At 46.6% G+C, this 15,673-nt stretch carries 10 protein-coding genes and 1 pseudogene; 3 read left to right on the forward strand and 8 right to left on the reverse strand.

Features of this window, described 5'->3' with window-relative positions; translation table 11 throughout:
- Positions 1-68 precede the first annotated feature (68 nt).
- The 5 genes from BN93_RS07055 to BN93_RS17495 all read right to left on the reverse strand — a co-directional run bounded on the left by BN93_RS07055 (position 69) and on the right by BN93_RS17495 (position 7,523).
- Entirely contained in the window at positions 69-1,745 is a 1,677-nt protein-coding gene (locus tag BN93_RS07055) for a hypothetical protein (RefSeq protein ID WP_044260061.1), read from the reverse strand.
- 21 nt (positions 1,746-1,766) lie between these two features.
- Complete coding sequence (locus tag BN93_RS07060; RefSeq protein ID WP_019187639.1) at positions 1,767-2,522, reverse strand: DUF4843 domain-containing protein; 756 nt, start codon at positions 2,520-2,522, stop codon at positions 1,767-1,769.
- An 18-nt stretch (positions 2,523-2,540) separates the two neighbouring features.
- Positions 2,541-4,157, reverse strand: coding sequence for a RagB/SusD family nutrient uptake outer membrane protein (locus tag BN93_RS07065; protein WP_044260162.1), 1,617 nt, complete (start codon positions 4,155-4,157; stop codon positions 2,541-2,543).
- A 23-nt stretch (positions 4,158-4,180) separates the two neighbouring features.
- A complete protein-coding gene (locus BN93_RS07070; protein WP_044260063.1) occupies positions 4,181-7,270 on the reverse strand; it encodes a SusC/RagA family TonB-linked outer membrane protein in 3,090 nt (1,029 codons plus the stop codon).
- 61 nt (positions 7,271-7,331) lie between these two features.
- Positions 7,332-7,523, reverse strand: a complete 192-nt coding sequence (locus tag BN93_RS17495; RefSeq protein ID WP_157462746.1) for a hypothetical protein — start codon at positions 7,521-7,523, stop codon at positions 7,332-7,334.
- Positions 7,524-8,176: 653 nt separating this feature from the next.
- Here BN93_RS17495 and BN93_RS07075 point away from each other — a divergent pair.
- The 3 genes from BN93_RS07075 (at position 8,177) to BN93_RS07090 (ending at position 13,581) form a co-directional block, all read left to right on the forward strand.
- A complete protein-coding gene (locus BN93_RS07075) occupies positions 8,177-9,802 on the forward strand; it encodes a tetratricopeptide repeat protein (RefSeq protein ID WP_232211132.1) in 1,626 nt (541 codons plus the stop codon).
- A 253-nt stretch (positions 9,803-10,055) separates the two neighbouring features.
- A complete protein-coding gene (locus BN93_RS07080; RefSeq protein WP_019187643.1) occupies positions 10,056-10,574 on the forward strand; it encodes a HEAT repeat domain-containing protein in 519 nt (172 codons plus the stop codon).
- Positions 10,575-12,345: 1,771 nt separating this feature from the next.
- Positions 12,346-13,581, forward strand: a complete 1,236-nt coding sequence (locus tag BN93_RS07090) for a TlpA disulfide reductase family protein (protein ID WP_019187646.1) — start codon at positions 12,346-12,348, stop codon at positions 13,579-13,581.
- A gap of 72 nt (positions 13,582-13,653) precedes the next feature.
- Here BN93_RS07090 and BN93_RS07095 read toward each other — a convergent pair whose 3' ends face one another.
- From BN93_RS07095 to BN93_RS07105, 3 genes and pseudogenes are all read right to left on the reverse strand, one after another.
- Entirely contained in the window at positions 13,654-14,211 is a 558-nt protein-coding gene (locus BN93_RS07095) for a four helix bundle suffix domain-containing protein (RefSeq protein WP_019187647.1), read from the reverse strand.
- A gap of 110 nt (positions 14,212-14,321) precedes the next feature.
- Positions 14,322-15,374: an endonuclease/exonuclease/phosphatase family protein gene (locus tag BN93_RS07100; protein ID WP_019187648.1), complete on the reverse strand. Its 1,053-nt coding sequence runs from the start codon at positions 15,372-15,374 to the stop codon at positions 14,322-14,324.
- 82 nt (positions 15,375-15,456) lie between these two features.
- Positions 15,457-15,673 (reverse strand): annotated as a pseudogene (locus BN93_RS07105) (FAD-dependent oxidoreductase); the annotation flags it as partial.

Raw genomic sequence — 15,673 nt, forward strand, 5'->3', positions numbered from 1 at the left:
TTTATCTGTTTTTGTTTTGCGGCCACCCCACCACCTTGGGTAAGGGGATGGCCGTGTTGTTGTATTCATTAATATAAGTCAAGATAACCACTAGGCATGGCCACTTGCTTGATAGCGCATACGCGTCCGCCTACGTTATATTTCTTCATTAATCGCGGATGTGCAACAGGAACCGCGTAGTAAATCAGTACGTCGCCATTTTCGCAACCTACCACTAGATGGGGATATTCGTGATCAAGCCCCACCCAATAGCCCGTAACATCATAAACCATATAGGTGATTTTAGATGTTATTCCTTCCAAAGGGATTTTCTTAATTGTTATTTCGTTTGCACCAAAAGTTGTTCTATTGCCGTCTCGTTGAATAGCATAAATGTCCATCCCCTCTGAGAACAAATCGGTATAGGCCTTTGAAGAGTTTCCGCTAAGCTGCTCTCCCGACGCCGTTAGGAACACAGTCTCGTTTGTGAACAAGTGCCCTGGTATTTCATACGGACTCATATAGTTCATCGTGTAAGTCAATCGGCGCGCGTAATTGTCTACGGCGAAACAAGCTACCATAGATTTTCCTCCTGTGGTGTAGTAAGCCTGAAACCAACTGTTACGATTGTCACGGTATTCATCCCCATTCATCGTCGTAAGGTAATAAACGTTCGCGTCTTCGGGCATTTTTTCCGCAGGCGAATAGAATTGGTCTGAATGAAGCGTTACCACAAAGCTGCGATACTTATAAAAATCCGAGGAGTTAGTGGTAGTTGCTAAAACAACCCTTCGATTCTTCTCATCATAACAGGGCACATTGGTCACTCCCCAATTCGTGTGTCCGAATTTGGTAATCTTATAGCCCAATGAGTCTATATAATATGGATCGCTGATGAATTTTCCGCCCAAATAGTTCTTACCAAACTGGCGTGAGAACAATCGCCCGTCTTTCGTAGCAACCCAAGTCAAGGCAGGCGTATTCATACCACCATCTTCCTGGTCTTTCCGTCCGCTAACCTTAAAGTTATCGGGTGAGCCATCGGCAAACTGCGAACTTAAATCCCATTCCTTTTTCAAATTGCCTGCATTATACACCATTGCATCACCTTCTTCGGTTATCAACGTGAGCGAGCCGGCAGCACCGACATTCTTCGCTACAGCCACATCCAAAGACCTTGGCGTTCCAGGAACATTGTCTACCACATACTTGCCAAACTCAAAATTTTCTTTCAGCTTACCCTTCTCTTTCAAGTAATTAAGCCTAAACACGGTTAGTTTACCCACATTTGGCATGTTGGCCCCCATGGCGGAATAAACAACAAAGTCGCCTCCACCAATTGCAGGTTTAAAAAACAGCGTACATTTCACTTTGAATGTCACACCCGAAGATTTCTCGATGATGGAGAAGTCACCAGACTGCTCTTTGACAGGCATTTCTTCAAGCCCCATTCTTTTCAAGAACTCATCAGTGGTCATCTCCTCCTTCAATTCCGTGCTGTACACTTTTCCGTTCATTCGCCACTCATAACGCACCTCTTGGCTGCGCTGCAACGAATCCAGTTTTCCCCAATTGAAATAGCGTGAGCCATCAAGCCTTACGGGCCGACCGCCATAAACCAATACCTGTATCGGGCTATCCATAAAATTATCGAGCCATGTAGGCGGTTTCAACGACTCGTATTCGTAATTTCCGTCGTCACTAAAACATGATGCCAGCATCAGCGGCATAAGCATTGCTACGAATGCATATCTCAAGTTCCGCATAATTTTCTATTTTATAAGGTGTCACACTTTAACGGTCATTGGCGAACCGTCTTCCTCTACGGCCTGGTCGGGATGCTTGCCCAGCCATTCCTTAAACTTCTGAACCAACTTCCTTGCTTTCCAAGGAGCGTCAGACAACATACTCTCGTTCAGTGACGCTGTCGGGTCGATGTGCGTCACAAAAAGCTTATACTTACGGCTGGAATACTCTCCCAGCAGCAATTCCGTAACCTCCTTGTTCCACCAAGCAGGCTTGATGGCATCGCGGGTTAGTATAACAATCGCCTTCGTACGTTCGGTCTGCCCCAGCTGCAAATCGCCAAGTGGGACCAATTCCACCATCAGCCGCACCCCCTTAGGCAGGTCTTTAAGTCTAGGTTTGCGATACATCTTTATCACAACGGTGTCTGTACGGTTGGTGGCATTTGCAGGGGCGGGCCTTGCCCTAAACGTATATGTGTCTGCTAACTTATACTCGTCGGGGTTGGCAGTGGTTCCTTCGGGTATCACACGCAATTTGAAAGTTTCGTCCTTAGTTAGGTTTCTCCCAGCCAAATGCACTTCGAGCATGGCATCTAGGGCATCTATGTCGTCACTAAGAAAGAAGAACGAGGCGAAAGTAGAGTCGGCTGTGTGCTTGCCTGGCTCTTTTTCGTTCATATAATATTTGTCGAAATACAGGTAATGGTCATCGCCGAACGTTGTCAGAGGTTCCTCCTTGCAAGAAGAGAACAAGGCGATTGCCGCCAAAGGCAGCGTAAACAATAACTTTCGCATAATGATAAATGTTATGGGTCAGAGATTTTCATCAGTAGGTAAAGGTAGCACCGCTTCTGCTTTGGAGAATGGTTTCACCGATTTGTCGTCGCGTTTCACATCTGCCCCGAGCCTTTTATAAAGGTAGAACAGCTGCCCCTCGCTTATCCATTCGCGTTGCGCCTCTCTTACAAGATCTTTTTGGAAGTCGCCGAATGTACTCTTAACTGCCAATGGGCTTGTTCCTAATCCACGGTGTTCGCGCATGTCGTTGATTATTTTGTATGCAGCGGCGAAGTTACTCTTTCGCGCTTCAGTCTCGGCAATGATGTATCGCATCTCCGAAGTTCGCAACAAGGGGAAGATGCTCAATGTCTTGTCGCGTTCCACTAGGTCGTTCTCCTTAACATACCATTTCACCGACAGATTGGTCTTGTACGCTCCGTCGGGAACGTAAAGCAGGCGAGTACATCGAATGTCTCTTGCCGACTCATCAATATTATCCACCGTCTTGAATATGTCTTGCCCTTCGGTATTGACGATAAACAGTTGGTCTTGTGCAACGACGGCCTTCTTTCGGGGATACTGTGCCAACATGTTCGAAATCAGTCCTAACCTAACGTTGTCCCTATACACGCCCATAATGAGGTTGTCAACCATGCGTACATCCCTCGCATCTTCTGGTCGTTCGGCATAAAAGAAACCATCGAATCGTTCTTCCTTAAACGGATAGTACTTCTTTTTATCCTCTACAGTAACTTCAGAATTGATTATCTCCTCTGCACACTGCTTGGCCTTATCGTAGAAAGTGTCGTCATAAGCACCCTTATACTGGTAAGCACGAGCCAATGTCGCGGTTATGGCCCAGTAGGAGAATCGATAACCACGTCCAACGAAGAACTCGTCTAGGTCTTGTCGGTTGGCATAAATGCCCGTTCCATACTCGAACTCGCTATAAAAACGAGCTCTCCCAGAGGTATTCGCCTCATTGCCACGAGTTGATAAGTCGTATGGCTTAACCAATTCGCGAGCCTCTTCCAAGTCTTTAATCACGGCATCAAGCACCTCACTCGTCTTCATGTGCTGGGCTAAAGTGTTAGGAAAGTGTGTTATGTATGGCACATACACACCGCCGTCATCATCTTTCGGAGCAGGCGCAAACAGCCTGAGCATGTCTAGATGCACGTATGCACGTACAGCCTTTGCCTCACCCAATATCAGGCTTTTCTCCATTTCGCCTTGCGCGAACTTGCCTGCATTTTCGCCCGCTACGTTCTGGATAAGGTCGTTGGCGGCACCTATGCACTTATAGGCGGCCATCCACATTTTGTCTATCTCAGGGCGCAAGTCCTTGTTTTGATAATCGCGCTTACCTGCCGCGATAAGTGCCGTACTACTTAAGTCTTCGTGGCGAACGTTCACGTTATACTGGTTTGAGAAAAAATCAACCAAGCCACATTGCAGGTTTTTGCCGTAAAGCACATCTTCTGCCATGTTGATGTACAGGCCATGCAACACACTCCGATACCCATCGCCTTTCTCGAACAATTCTTTCGAGGTGGATTTTCCTTCCACCGGAACGTCCAACCATTCGTTACATCCTGTCAACGCCATAACGATGGTTATCGCCGTAGCCATATATGTTATACCTTTCATAATCGTATTCTTTTGTTTGTCCACTAATAAGATGCACGCAACGTAAGACTATATGTGTGCGCATAAGGATAAGAGAGTCCTCGTTCCACCTTTATGGTACTCCAACGGCCTAGGTCGGCGGCATTGAAAACCACAGAGAGGGCATTAAGTTTGAAGAGAGAAGTTATTCGCTTGTTGAAGTCGTAACCAATGGACAAGCTGTTGAACGAAACAAAATTGTCGTTCTGCACAAAACGTGACGACCTATTGGTGAGACCTCTTTCACGTATGCCATAAAATTGCGAAACGTCGCCCACACGGTACCAGCGGTCGGTCAAGACACGCCTGTCTACGTTCTCCTTTTCAATGTTGGCATTCTCCACCTTCGACACCAACGTGTTGTTGTAGGCCTGTCCACCATACGCATACTTGAATCCTGCGTTAAGATAAATGCCTCGCCATGCTACATTAATGCCAAAAGTACCCTGCACGTCAGGGTTAAAGTCGCCACAAACAACCATGTCGTTCTTATCCCATACCTGTGTCACGGTTCCATCTAACTTACGGAAGAATTCTGTTCCCGTGGCGGGATCGATACCCAACGAGGGCACGGCATAGATAGCCGAGGTAGATGCACCCACGTAATAAAGTAGCGGTGGCAAGGTAGAAACACGCCCAGAAGATTCTGAAGAGTAGTTATCACGTATTTTCTTGTTATACTCTTCCATCGCAGGGTTTAGCTTTGTAATGGTGTTCTTGTTATGGGCTAAGTTGGCGTTAAGCACCACAGCCCAATCCCTGTTTCTAAAAACAGTTACATTGGTCTTTAGTTCTATACCTTCGTTAAGCACACCGCCTACGTTTCCACTATAGCTGTCGAATCCCGACGAGGGGCGAACCTTTACCTTGTCTATCATGCGGTCTGTGGCTTTGTGGTAGTAGGTAGCTTCCAAGAAGAAACGCCTTTTGAACAGTTCCAAAGAAAAGCCTAGGTCCAAAGTCTTCGTCAACTCCCAAGACAAGTCGGGATTTCCAAATGTTGCCAGCAAATAGCCGGGCCCTGTGTAATACCATGACGGTGCGTGTCCGTAGCTGCTTATCACATCGAAACGTGTGAAGGTAACCTTACCTGTACTTCCGTATGTGCCTTTTAAACGCAAGCTGTTTATCCAAGGCATACGTTTGATGAAATCGTAATTATGCATGTTCACACCCACGCCGATGGAGGCAAAGGGTGCAAAACGCCGCTCTACACCGAACTGCGATGAACCATCAAGACGGAACGATGCATCTAGCAAATAAATTTCATCGTATGTGTAATTTAATGCGGCCAACAATCCGAACGTACGCACCTTTATTTCTGTATCCTTGGTAACACCATCCTGAGACGCGCTATACGATGGCTTGTTCTGCGAGCCGAGGCTGAAACCCTGATATTTGTAAGCAATCGGATGCGAAATGGTCTCAATAGCCTCTACACCGCTTGTTAAGTTCACAAAGTGTTTCTTAAAGCGTTGATTAAAATGGAGCGTTGCATTCAGGTTCCATTTCAGGTCGCTATTCTTGGATATGCTTAGTTCTCCTCGTTTGTTCTCTACTCGCCCTTTGAAAGAGGGGTGCTTTGGGTCGATGAAACTGTCGTCGTTGGTTTGTACTTGGCTTATGCCAAAGGCTCCCCTTAAATAGAAGGTGGGGGTGAAATACACGTTAACACCCAAGTTGTTGGTAATGTCGGTGATGGTGCCTCGTCCATTATAGCTTTCCAGCTGTTGCTGTTGCCATAGGGGGTTCACCTGTCCTGATTGGGGTAGCTTTTGCAGATACTCGCCATTTTCACCATAAATGGCATCGTAAGGCAAATATGTGCCGTAGTTTGAGAATGAACCGAAGGGCGAATCCTCATACGAGGTGCGATTAATGGTTACGTTGTCTTGTATCTGTAACCATTCGCGTAGACGATAGTCTATTTTCAAACCACCACCCCAACGGTTGCGGTACGAACCTTTCATCACACCACGGTTATTGTCGTAGTTGAAAGCCAACTCATAACGCATCGAGTTTACACCACCCGAAAGCATAACGCTGTTACGCCAGTTCATCACATTACGTAACGGTCTAGCCAGCCAATCGGTATTCACACCGCGCCTTATCTCATTCAGCCTATTGTTATACAGAATTTCCTTTTCCTCCTTTTGCCAGTTCTCTTTGGCCGTATAAATACCTGCGTCTTTCTCCACTTGCAGTTTTTCAGCGGCATTAGTCAGGTTATAGTCCGACAGGTCGGGGAAGGTTAGTTCCAGGGTAGTGTTGTAATCGATGCGTATCTCGCCTACTTTCGGGGGTACGGACGTTACTACCACCACGCCGTTTGCCGCGCGCGAGCCGTAGAGTGCCGTGGCTGCCGCATCTTTGAGGATGGTCATACTTTGGATGCGGTTGATGTCCATGTCGTAGATTTTCTGTACAGGCACCTCGAATCCGTCGAGCATGAAGATGGGCATGTTGGGGTTTCCCAAAAGGTTGGTGCGCCGTTCCAGCGCTTGGCCGTTGGCATCGAACTCCTGGCGTTGGATGTTTGATGCACCGCGGATGTTGATTTCGTTGATGTGGTTGGGGTCCGAACCAAATCCGCCACGGTCGATAATACGGAAAGAAGGGTCGAAAGCCTCCAAGGCCTTCACGGCATCCTTTACGTTCACCTTTCGCAACTCGTCGCCGGTCACCACCGTGGCCGTACCCGTAAAACTGTTTTTCTTCAGTTTCTGAAACCCCGTAACCACCACCTGGTCCAGCTGGTTGGCATCGTCTTCCAGATAAACTGTTACAAATCGTTTCTTGCCCACGGTAAACTGGCGAGGCTTGAAACCGATAAAACTAACGTGAACCACATTGCCTACCGACAAGCCTGTCATCACGAACTTTCCGTCGGCCGACGTAACCGTGCCCTTGGTTCCGTCTTTAAGTTTCACCGTGGCACCCACAACGGGTTCGTTCGTGTTGTTGTCGATTACTATGCCTTCAATCGTAATGTTGCCCGTTGAGCCCGGGCCTTGTGCATGCGCCTGGCTCCAACACAGCAACAATGCCATGAGCCAGAACATCACGTTCGCTGGTCTTGATAAGTTTCTACGCATAGGTATTACAATTTTCGAGTTTGTAAATCTGTTATTTAACCCTTTTGTTTCTTGTTTAGTGTTAGTTATTCGATGGTTGATTAAGACGTTCGGGTTTCATCGTTAAGGTTTCTGTTCCGCCGCCGCCTTTTAGGCCCATATCTAAACCACCCTTTTTATGCCTATACATTATATAGGAGTGTTGCGGTGGCTGATAGGTAACGCTGGGTTGGTTGCAGCTATCTGAAAAGTGGCGCAAAACAATTTTTCGCAAATATACACCTTTTATCGATACCAACAAAATGGAAAATTCGATGATGTAACTAAGTGTTGCACTGCAACATCCCGATGAACAAAGGGGTTTCGAGGGTTTACAACAAGCTGAAAATGGCTTAATTTGCAACGAAAAAGTCCGATGATATTCCAAATTTCAGAAACGAATTGGCCAATATGCCGGTGCCCGACAACAACAAACATGCGGTTTTAAGAACATAAAATCCGCACGCGCCTCATCACAACATGCCGCCCAAATAAGCAACAACACAATGGGCTTTTGCAACGCCAAGTTGGCAAAGCGGCCCACCCCCTAGCCACCCTTCTCCCCCACAGCCTCATCGCCCCAGCCTGTGTGTGCAGGCGTTACTCGTCTTTGCAGCCCATTTATCACACCCATCTGCTACACCCTACAACCATTGTTTTATGCCGCTAAAAAACGTGCAACACAGCACCTAAGCAACAAAATACGGCCAATTATCTGCATTTAGGAAGAAAAGATGCTGCAATACGAACTATTTTTCATAATTTTGCCAATGAGCCGCCATACATGCCGCACAAGCGAAACCCGCCCTCTGATGGACAAAGATTTCCCATTCAGCTCAGACCGACAAGCTACAACGGAGATTTAACAGAACTGTCAAACAACCTTGCATGCGCCATGAAAGCGGACTGCTATCAACGAAATCACAAACAATGATGTGCGCCCAGAAACAACACTCCATTTTCGCGCTGCTTGCCCTAACCTTGCTGATGTGCGCCTGCCATAACCGCACACTGTCTAGACTGGAGCAGATAGACTCGTTGTTAAGTCAAGACAACGTGGAGAAGGCCTACACGCTTGTGCAGGCCATACCCATACACGAAATGGAAAACAGCGATGAAATGGCCTATTTTACGCTGCTTAAAACCGAAGCTACCTACCGAAACATGATTTCAATCGACAACGACTCGATAGACATCTCCGTGTTTTATTACGAACAACACGGGCCCAAAGAACAGCTGGCGCGCGCATACTACTACAAGGCATGCATCCTTTTCTTCAACCGCAACAACGTTACTGCCGCCATAAAACTGCTGAAAAGAGCCGAAAACACCGCCAAAGGGCATGGCGGATTGGCCTTGATGCACAAAATTTTCTCTACACTAAGCTACATCAACCTCTGCACCAAAAACTACAACACGGCACTGAATTATGCCGAAAAGGCGCGCGGCATGGCTACACGCGCCAACAACGACCTGTGGATGGCGTACAGCCTCTCCTATATCGCCAATGCGTACAGCGGACTGGACATGCCCGACAGCAACCTGAACTACCTGCTTAAAGCGCTTAAGCTGTACAAACACCTCGACACCGAAAGCCAAACCGTGCTGCTGGCCAACATCAGCGACGTGTACAGCCAGAAGGGAGACACGGTGAAATCGGCCAAATTCATACTTCGCGCACTAAAAGAGCGACCCGACAGCTACACGTACACCATTCTTACCGACCTATATATCCGGCAAGGACAATATCAAAAGGCATTCGACCTGCTGCAAAAAGCCCTGGCAAGCGACGACGTGTACACACGCGAGAAAGCCCTTTACAACCTTTTCAAACTGAAACAGAAAATGGGCGACTACGTGGGAGCTGCCAACACGGCCGACTCGCTGCTCATTTTCAAAGAAAAACAACAAAAGGAATGGCAGGCCAACAACGTCTACGAAATACAAAACAGATTCGACATCGAGGCCAGCGAGCGCGAAATACGCTCGTATCGCATTTACATCACTTGCTTGGCCTTGGTGCTGGTACTGTCGGTCATCACCTTGGTGCTGTACCATAAGTATAAGGTGGCCAGAGCCAAGCGCAGCATCTTGGAGAAACGACTGCTCATTAGCGAATACAGCGACCGCATTGACCAATTTAAAGTGTCGCAAACCGAGGCCAATAAAGAACTGAACTCGCTCAGACAAAGGGTGAACAACCTTAAAGATAAAGAACTGAAAGTGCTGAGCAACGGCAAGCTGCTGTACGAAAGCATACTGCAAAACCATTCCACCGTACATTGGAGCACGAACGATTTCGCCGATTTCATCGAGTATTTTAAGTTTGCCGACCCAACATTCATGCTTTCGTTAGACAACACTTACAACAACCTTTCTACCCGTCAATACCTCTTCCTCATCGTAACGGGTAAGTTGGGAAAAAGCGAAACTGATGTCGGCGACATCCTGGGAATTAGTCCAGGTAGCGTGCGCTCTATCAAGAGCCGCATCAAAACAAAAAAGAAATCATAGTCCAAGCGCACGTTGGTTTTACAAACAGGCACAGGCCTTTAAGAGGAGAAATTGCGCTTTTTACAGAAGAACAAAAAACATATATGACGTCGTTTTGTCCCTTTCAGAAGTTATTTCCCGTATTTAAGGCCTCAGCCTTTTCCGCATCGGGTATCTTTCTCTGCGCAGATGCAGGCTTTGGTGCTGAACAAATATATGAATGGACCCATATAGAAGTGTTTGAAATAGGTCCAACACCACACAAACTAGCTGGGTGAAATGGGGCTATATCGCATTTACAAGTAATTTTGCCGAAGAGAGAGAAAACCAAAATAACTTCAAAGGAGAAAAAGAAAAAGCGGAGGATTGTTATATGATTGACAACATAAAAGAATATATAAAATTAGCAGGCAGCAACAACTTGGAAGATAATAATAGAACCAAAATGGAACCATTATCTTCCGAAGTAATCTCTGAGATAATTCATAATTATCCTGAAAGGAAAGCGTGGCTCGTTCACAACAAACATATACCCATTGACGTACTAAGACTTCTTTGTACAGACAGCAACTCGGATGTTCGGTTTACGGTTGCTATGAAAAACAGAAATGACAGATATATATTTGAGACTTTGATGAAAGACCCTGATTTCTCAATTCGAATGGCTGTTGTAAGAAACAAGAAAATCCCAATGGATTTATTAAGAAGAATGGCAGATGATAAGAGCGACAAAATAGCCACAGAGGCAATGAGGGTTTTAAAACTAAGGAATAAAAACCGTCTCGACCTTTGATATTCCAATAAACTGAAAGAAATCTGCCATCTTTGTGATGCCAATACAAGATAAACACGCCTCTCATATACGAAGTGCAGCACTTATCAACTCTTTGGCTTATAAACTCCTTGGTTTATAAACTCACGAAAGCCAAACCACTCCAGAAGAGATCAACTTAAAAATCATCAACTCAAAAACTAATCAACTTACAAACTCATCAACTTACAAACTCACAAACCCATCAACTCATCAACTCAAAAACTCATCAACTCACAAACTCAACAACTCATCAACTCATCAACTCATCAACTCATCAACTCAAAAACCCATCAACTCAAAAACCCATCAACTCAAAAACTCATCAACTCAAAAACTCATCAACTTAGAATCTTAAATTCTTATTTTTTATTTTACAATCTCGTTCTAACTTCCACGTTGTTCTAGCGAAAAAACAGGCTCAAAAGTAGTTAAATTGATACCATTTCGAGTCTTTCACCCCTCTTACCCTGTCCATTTTTAAGAACAAAACCTGCATTTTGCACCATTTTGCCTTTCTAGTTTGGGTGGCAACCCACGATTTTTCAAGTCCGATTACACCCTTTTAACCCCTAAAATTCCACTTTTCAACGGCAATTTTGCCCCTTTCAGTCATGTTTTTCATGGGTCTAAAAGGTTTTATTTATACCATTGCAGTGTATATTTATGCTTTTCGCCTTACATTTAGTGCCGTTTAGCACCGCATTTAGCACCATTTCACCTTGCGTTTTGCACCATTTCATGTCGTATTTTGCACCAAAACGCACTGCGTTTTGCACCATATTGCACTGCGTTTTGCACCAAAATGCACCGCACTTTGCACCAAACAGCAAGAAAAACGGCTCAAATGGCAGGCCTTTGAAATAAATATTCATTTTATTGCATTCGCAGATTAGCCCCTTTCTTCATCAAAAACAACCTTCGCGAGAATCGTTTTTTTGGGGCAAGGTGAACGATTGGTCGATAAAAAGGGCACTTATTATGTTAAAAATCATGCTGAAAATAAGACAAAACAACTTTATGCACACACGCGGTCAACAGCACGGAAAAAGCGTGCCCTTACTACTGCCAGCATCAACAGCCCCGAAATAACGACTACAATAAACACGTAATCAACCAACAATGCAACAAAAACGCCTTAATTAATCTTTTTTAATCTTCAATTTATATTACATTAAGAATTATTTTTGTAACTTTACAGCGATAAAACAGTTGACAGGGGCGTACCCTCAAAACCTTCCGAGGCCTTTGCGCAAGCAAAAACGTAAGGCAGACGGCAGGCCATAGGCAGGAAAGGCCCCATACTGCATCTACAAAGTGCCAAGCGAAGGCACAGCACAAGCCGATGCCGAAAGCCCACAAGCAACAGCGCACGGCCAACGAAAACCACTTGCACACCTATCAGGCGTTACCTGAACGGCACAATATTATATATTACACATGTGCGAGAAAAGGATAAAGAGAATAAAAAACGTACAAAATAAAACCATGAAAAAGTTCAAGCCCATAACAACATGCGCAATATTGGTCGCATCTGCCGCCAAAGGCTACACGCGTGTGCCTTGCCCCATCCTCAACAAGGGTTAGGTTGTCGCCGGAAAGAGCGATGAAATGGGACGATTTTAAGCCTCTCATAAATTCGCAGCAACAGAAAGCACTACCACTGCATCGCTAAACACACCTAAGCAAATACTACAAGGACAATGAAAGCAGCAGTGAAACAAAAGATATAACCACAAAAAAATAAAATACCATGAACATCAAATACGCTTTAAGTCTATTGCTTATAGCCATAATAGGCGCAAGCACAAAAGTAGCGGCACAGCTGCCCACACCCACACTCATACCAGAGAAGGAAACCTGCATCATACGCGGACAGATAACGTCGTTGGTGGCAGCAGGTGCCAAAGCAAAAGTAAAGAATGTGTCGCTATGCGTAGACTATGGCGACGGCAACCTGGTACAAGTGGCCTCGACCGTCACCAACAAAGGCCGTTTCCGCTTTAACCGCGAAATAACGCCCACACATCCGTCCATGCTCTATTACATAACGGGGCTTGGAAAGGAAGGCATACCCTTTTGGGTGGAGCCTGGCGAAGTGAACATCGTAGTGCCAACAGCCAGTCAGGGGGGCAATGCCAAGGTGTCGGGACCAACAACCAACACGCTGTACCAAGCATATTTCGCTCTTGCGAATCAGCGCGACCGCGATTATAACGACTCGGTGGCAGCTCTGCAACGCAGCAAGGGAAACGACTTTATGGCAACTAATGCGGGCAGAGATGCACGACAGGCCTTGCGGGCAGCAGTTGAAAAGCAATGGATAGCCAACCGCAAGCAATTTGTGCTGGAACATAAGGACCTGCCACTGGCGCCGCTGCTTGTACAACGCGACTTGTTGCCGATACTTGATAAGGAAAGCGTAGACCAATTGATGCAAGCCTTTTCGCCCAAGCTGGGCAAGCATCCCTATACGCGTTCGCTAAGCAATAACATTAAGGCGTTGAACTTGGGCCAAGGAAAAGAAGTGCCCGACATACGCCTGCCGCTAGAAGATGGGCATGCGATACAACTCTACGACTTGCGCGGCAAACATGTGCTGCTAACGTTCTGGGCATCGTGGGCTCCGGGTTGCCTTGACGAGATGCAAAACATTAAACGCATATACGATGAAACGCGTAACGCCGCCGATAAGTTTGTCATGGTGAACCTTTCTATCGACAAGGACAAGGAAACATGGAAACGTTCTGTTAAATCCTTGGGCATTAACCGCGACGGATGGCTGCAAGCCTACGACTCGCAAAACGAGGTGTCGCCTGCCGCCAAGCTGTTCGGCATCCGCGACATACCTAAGTGCATCCTTATTTCGCCCGATGGCAAGGCTATTTCGTTCACGCTGATGGGTATTGAGCTGTTTGCAAGGGTAAAACAAATTCTGGCTGGCGACTTGTACTACCTGCGAGATGAGAATGCAGAAGTAGGGAAATAAGGGGATGGTTGTTGTCGGACTAGTCGGACTGGTCAGACAAGTCCGACCGGTCCGGCCGGTCCGGCCGGTCCATCATCCCCCATTCTCTTTCCTCCACTTCAGCCTAGCCTTTGTCATTTGCTCTCTTACTCCACCATTCTGTAAAAACTGCTTTTGTTGCTTGTCAATCAAATGTCGGAGCATATAAGTTGCTTGGTTGATAAGTGTTATACAGAGGTTAGCCAACTCCTCATCAGTCAACTTTGGCAGAAGTTTAGTGTACTCATGCCCGATGCGGTCACTGCTTGCATAGTGCCTCATCCGTTCAAATCGCGGATGTTCAGGTGTCCATTGCACCTTTCCCCGCACGCGAAGGTAGTCTTCATAATCAACAAGCAGTTCCTCTAAGCTAGCCTTTGCCACATTAGTTAGCTTTATTTCTGTTTCTGCCGAAGTAGTTGCGGCCTCACTTCCTTCGGCAATATTCTGCTTGCCCGACCGCGCAGCCTGAACCATTTGGTCGGTTGTGCGGTCGCGCGAGTTGAGAAAATGCGACACGAAATAGTAAGTGGCATCATATACTATGGTTGCCACTTGATAAACTCGAAGTTTACGATAACCTCCTTTTTGCTGCAAAAACGGTTGTATCATGGCAGTAGAATAGATATAATTAGGCTACAGCAGGCCTTGCTTGCGCTTTGGGAGCCAAAGCACAAGCAAGAATACGCCCTACCGCTAACCATTAAGCACCAATGGGCAGCTTACTTCACGATAAATTTAACCAGCAAACCGCGGTGATCTGTGGGCCATGTGCCGCCTTTGGGCAATAAAATGGGGTCGTCCCATTTATCCTGGGCAGGTTGCGAACGGCAGACACAGACGTTTGGGCCAAATATCTGGGCCTTGTCCACTTCCATACCACGCCCTTTATAATATATAAGGTCTATGCGTTCGCGTTCGTCGGCCTTTGGCGCCCAAGTAAGTTTCGACATCTCTGCCGCGATGTTAAAACACGGGTAGGTAAAGCCGGGATGCGTTACGGGATTGGGGTATAACACGCGGTAACTATCCTTAAAGCCCGCGCGTTGTAGCATCGTCGACACGGTCCAAGGTATGGACATCCCGTTGTGATCGTATAGATTGGCCGTGGCATGTATCCAATCGAGGTGTGAAGGTTCGTTGAAATCGCCGCCAAATACCACGCAACGCCCAGCTGCGATGTCGTGGCCAGCCTCGTTAAGGAAAATCTGTACGGCGTTGTCGCGCCACGACAAGTCGTTCAGGCGCAACACCTCGTCGATGCTTTCGGGCTTAGTTGTTTCTTTAAACGTATTGCCGTCATAGCCACGAACGTTGTAATAGGCGCAATCCAGATAGTCAAGGTGCCCTGCGTACACGGCCACCTCAACGCCTTGAACCTTTGCCACCAGCTTATATATACTGCCGTGGTCGCGGTTTTCGGAGAAGATGGGTCGCCAATCGATAATGGGGTGCTTGCTAAGCAGCCCCGAGTCCTTACTTCGGAAAGAATAATAGGTTAGCCCTTTTTCTTTCAATGCCTGACAAAGACGATGGGTAAAGTCAACGTCGTTGTAGTTGCGCACCTCGCTAAGCGTAACGAAGTCGGGCTGCAAGTTTTGCAATTCGCCAACAATGGCCTCGAAACCGCCAGGTATTAGCGTTCCTTCCTGCCAAATGTTCCATTGCAGAACAGTGAACTGAACTGCCCGCTTTGCTGCGCCTTGCGCATTTTTTTGTGCTGTTGCCGTGCAGACAAAGGCGGCCAACAGCATGATAATAACTAGTTTTTTCATTGCATTATGTAATTAATGTTGAGTTGCCATTTCGCCATACATCACTCTTCTCTCCCTTTGGAGAGGGGTTGGGGTTGAGGTTTTATTCATCTTGTTCTTGGTCTACATGTTTGCTTTCAAGTCGCGGTGGCTGTTCAAGCACCCATCCTTCGTTATAGTTTTGGTTGTTAGGCAAGTTGGCATCCCCCACTCCACGCTCCATTAACGCTTGCAACTGGGGCAAGAAATGGGTGTAAACCTGCCGTGGATAAGCCTTATTAGCATGACAAACTGCCGCGGCCATGCCTACAACTTCGCCC

The organism is Prevotella conceptionensis 9403948, from assembly GCF_000312305.1.
GTDB classification, from domain to species: Bacteria; Bacteroidota; Bacteroidia; order Bacteroidales; family Bacteroidaceae; genus Prevotella; species Prevotella conceptionensis.

Coding starts and splice junctions, on each gene's coding strand:
- BN93_RS07055 (WP_044260061.1), bottom strand. CDS start 1,745: ATGCGGAACTTGAGATATGCATTCGTAGCAATGCTTATGCCGCTGATG.
- BN93_RS07060 (WP_019187639.1), bottom strand. CDS start 2,522: ATGCGAAAGTTATTGTTTACGCTGCCTTTGGCGGCAATCGCCTTGTTC.
- BN93_RS07065 (WP_044260162.1), bottom strand. CDS start 4,157: ATGAAAGGTATAACATATATGGCTACGGCGATAACCATCGTTATGGCG.
- BN93_RS07070 (WP_044260063.1), bottom strand. CDS start 7,270: ATGCGTAGAAACTTATCAAGACCAGCGAACGTGATGTTCTGGCTCATG.
- BN93_RS07075 (WP_232211132.1), top strand. CDS start 8,177: ATGCGCCATGAAAGCGGACTGCTATCAACGAAATCACAAACAATGATG.
- BN93_RS07090 (WP_019187646.1), top strand. CDS start 12,346: ATGAACATCAAATACGCTTTAAGTCTATTGCTTATAGCCATAATAGGC.
- BN93_RS07095 (WP_019187647.1), bottom strand. CDS start 14,211: ATGATACAACCGTTTTTGCAGCAAAAAGGAGGTTATCGTAAACTTCGA.
- BN93_RS07100 (WP_019187648.1), bottom strand. CDS start 15,374: ATGAAAAAACTAGTTATTATCATGCTGTTGGCCGCCTTTGTCTGCACG.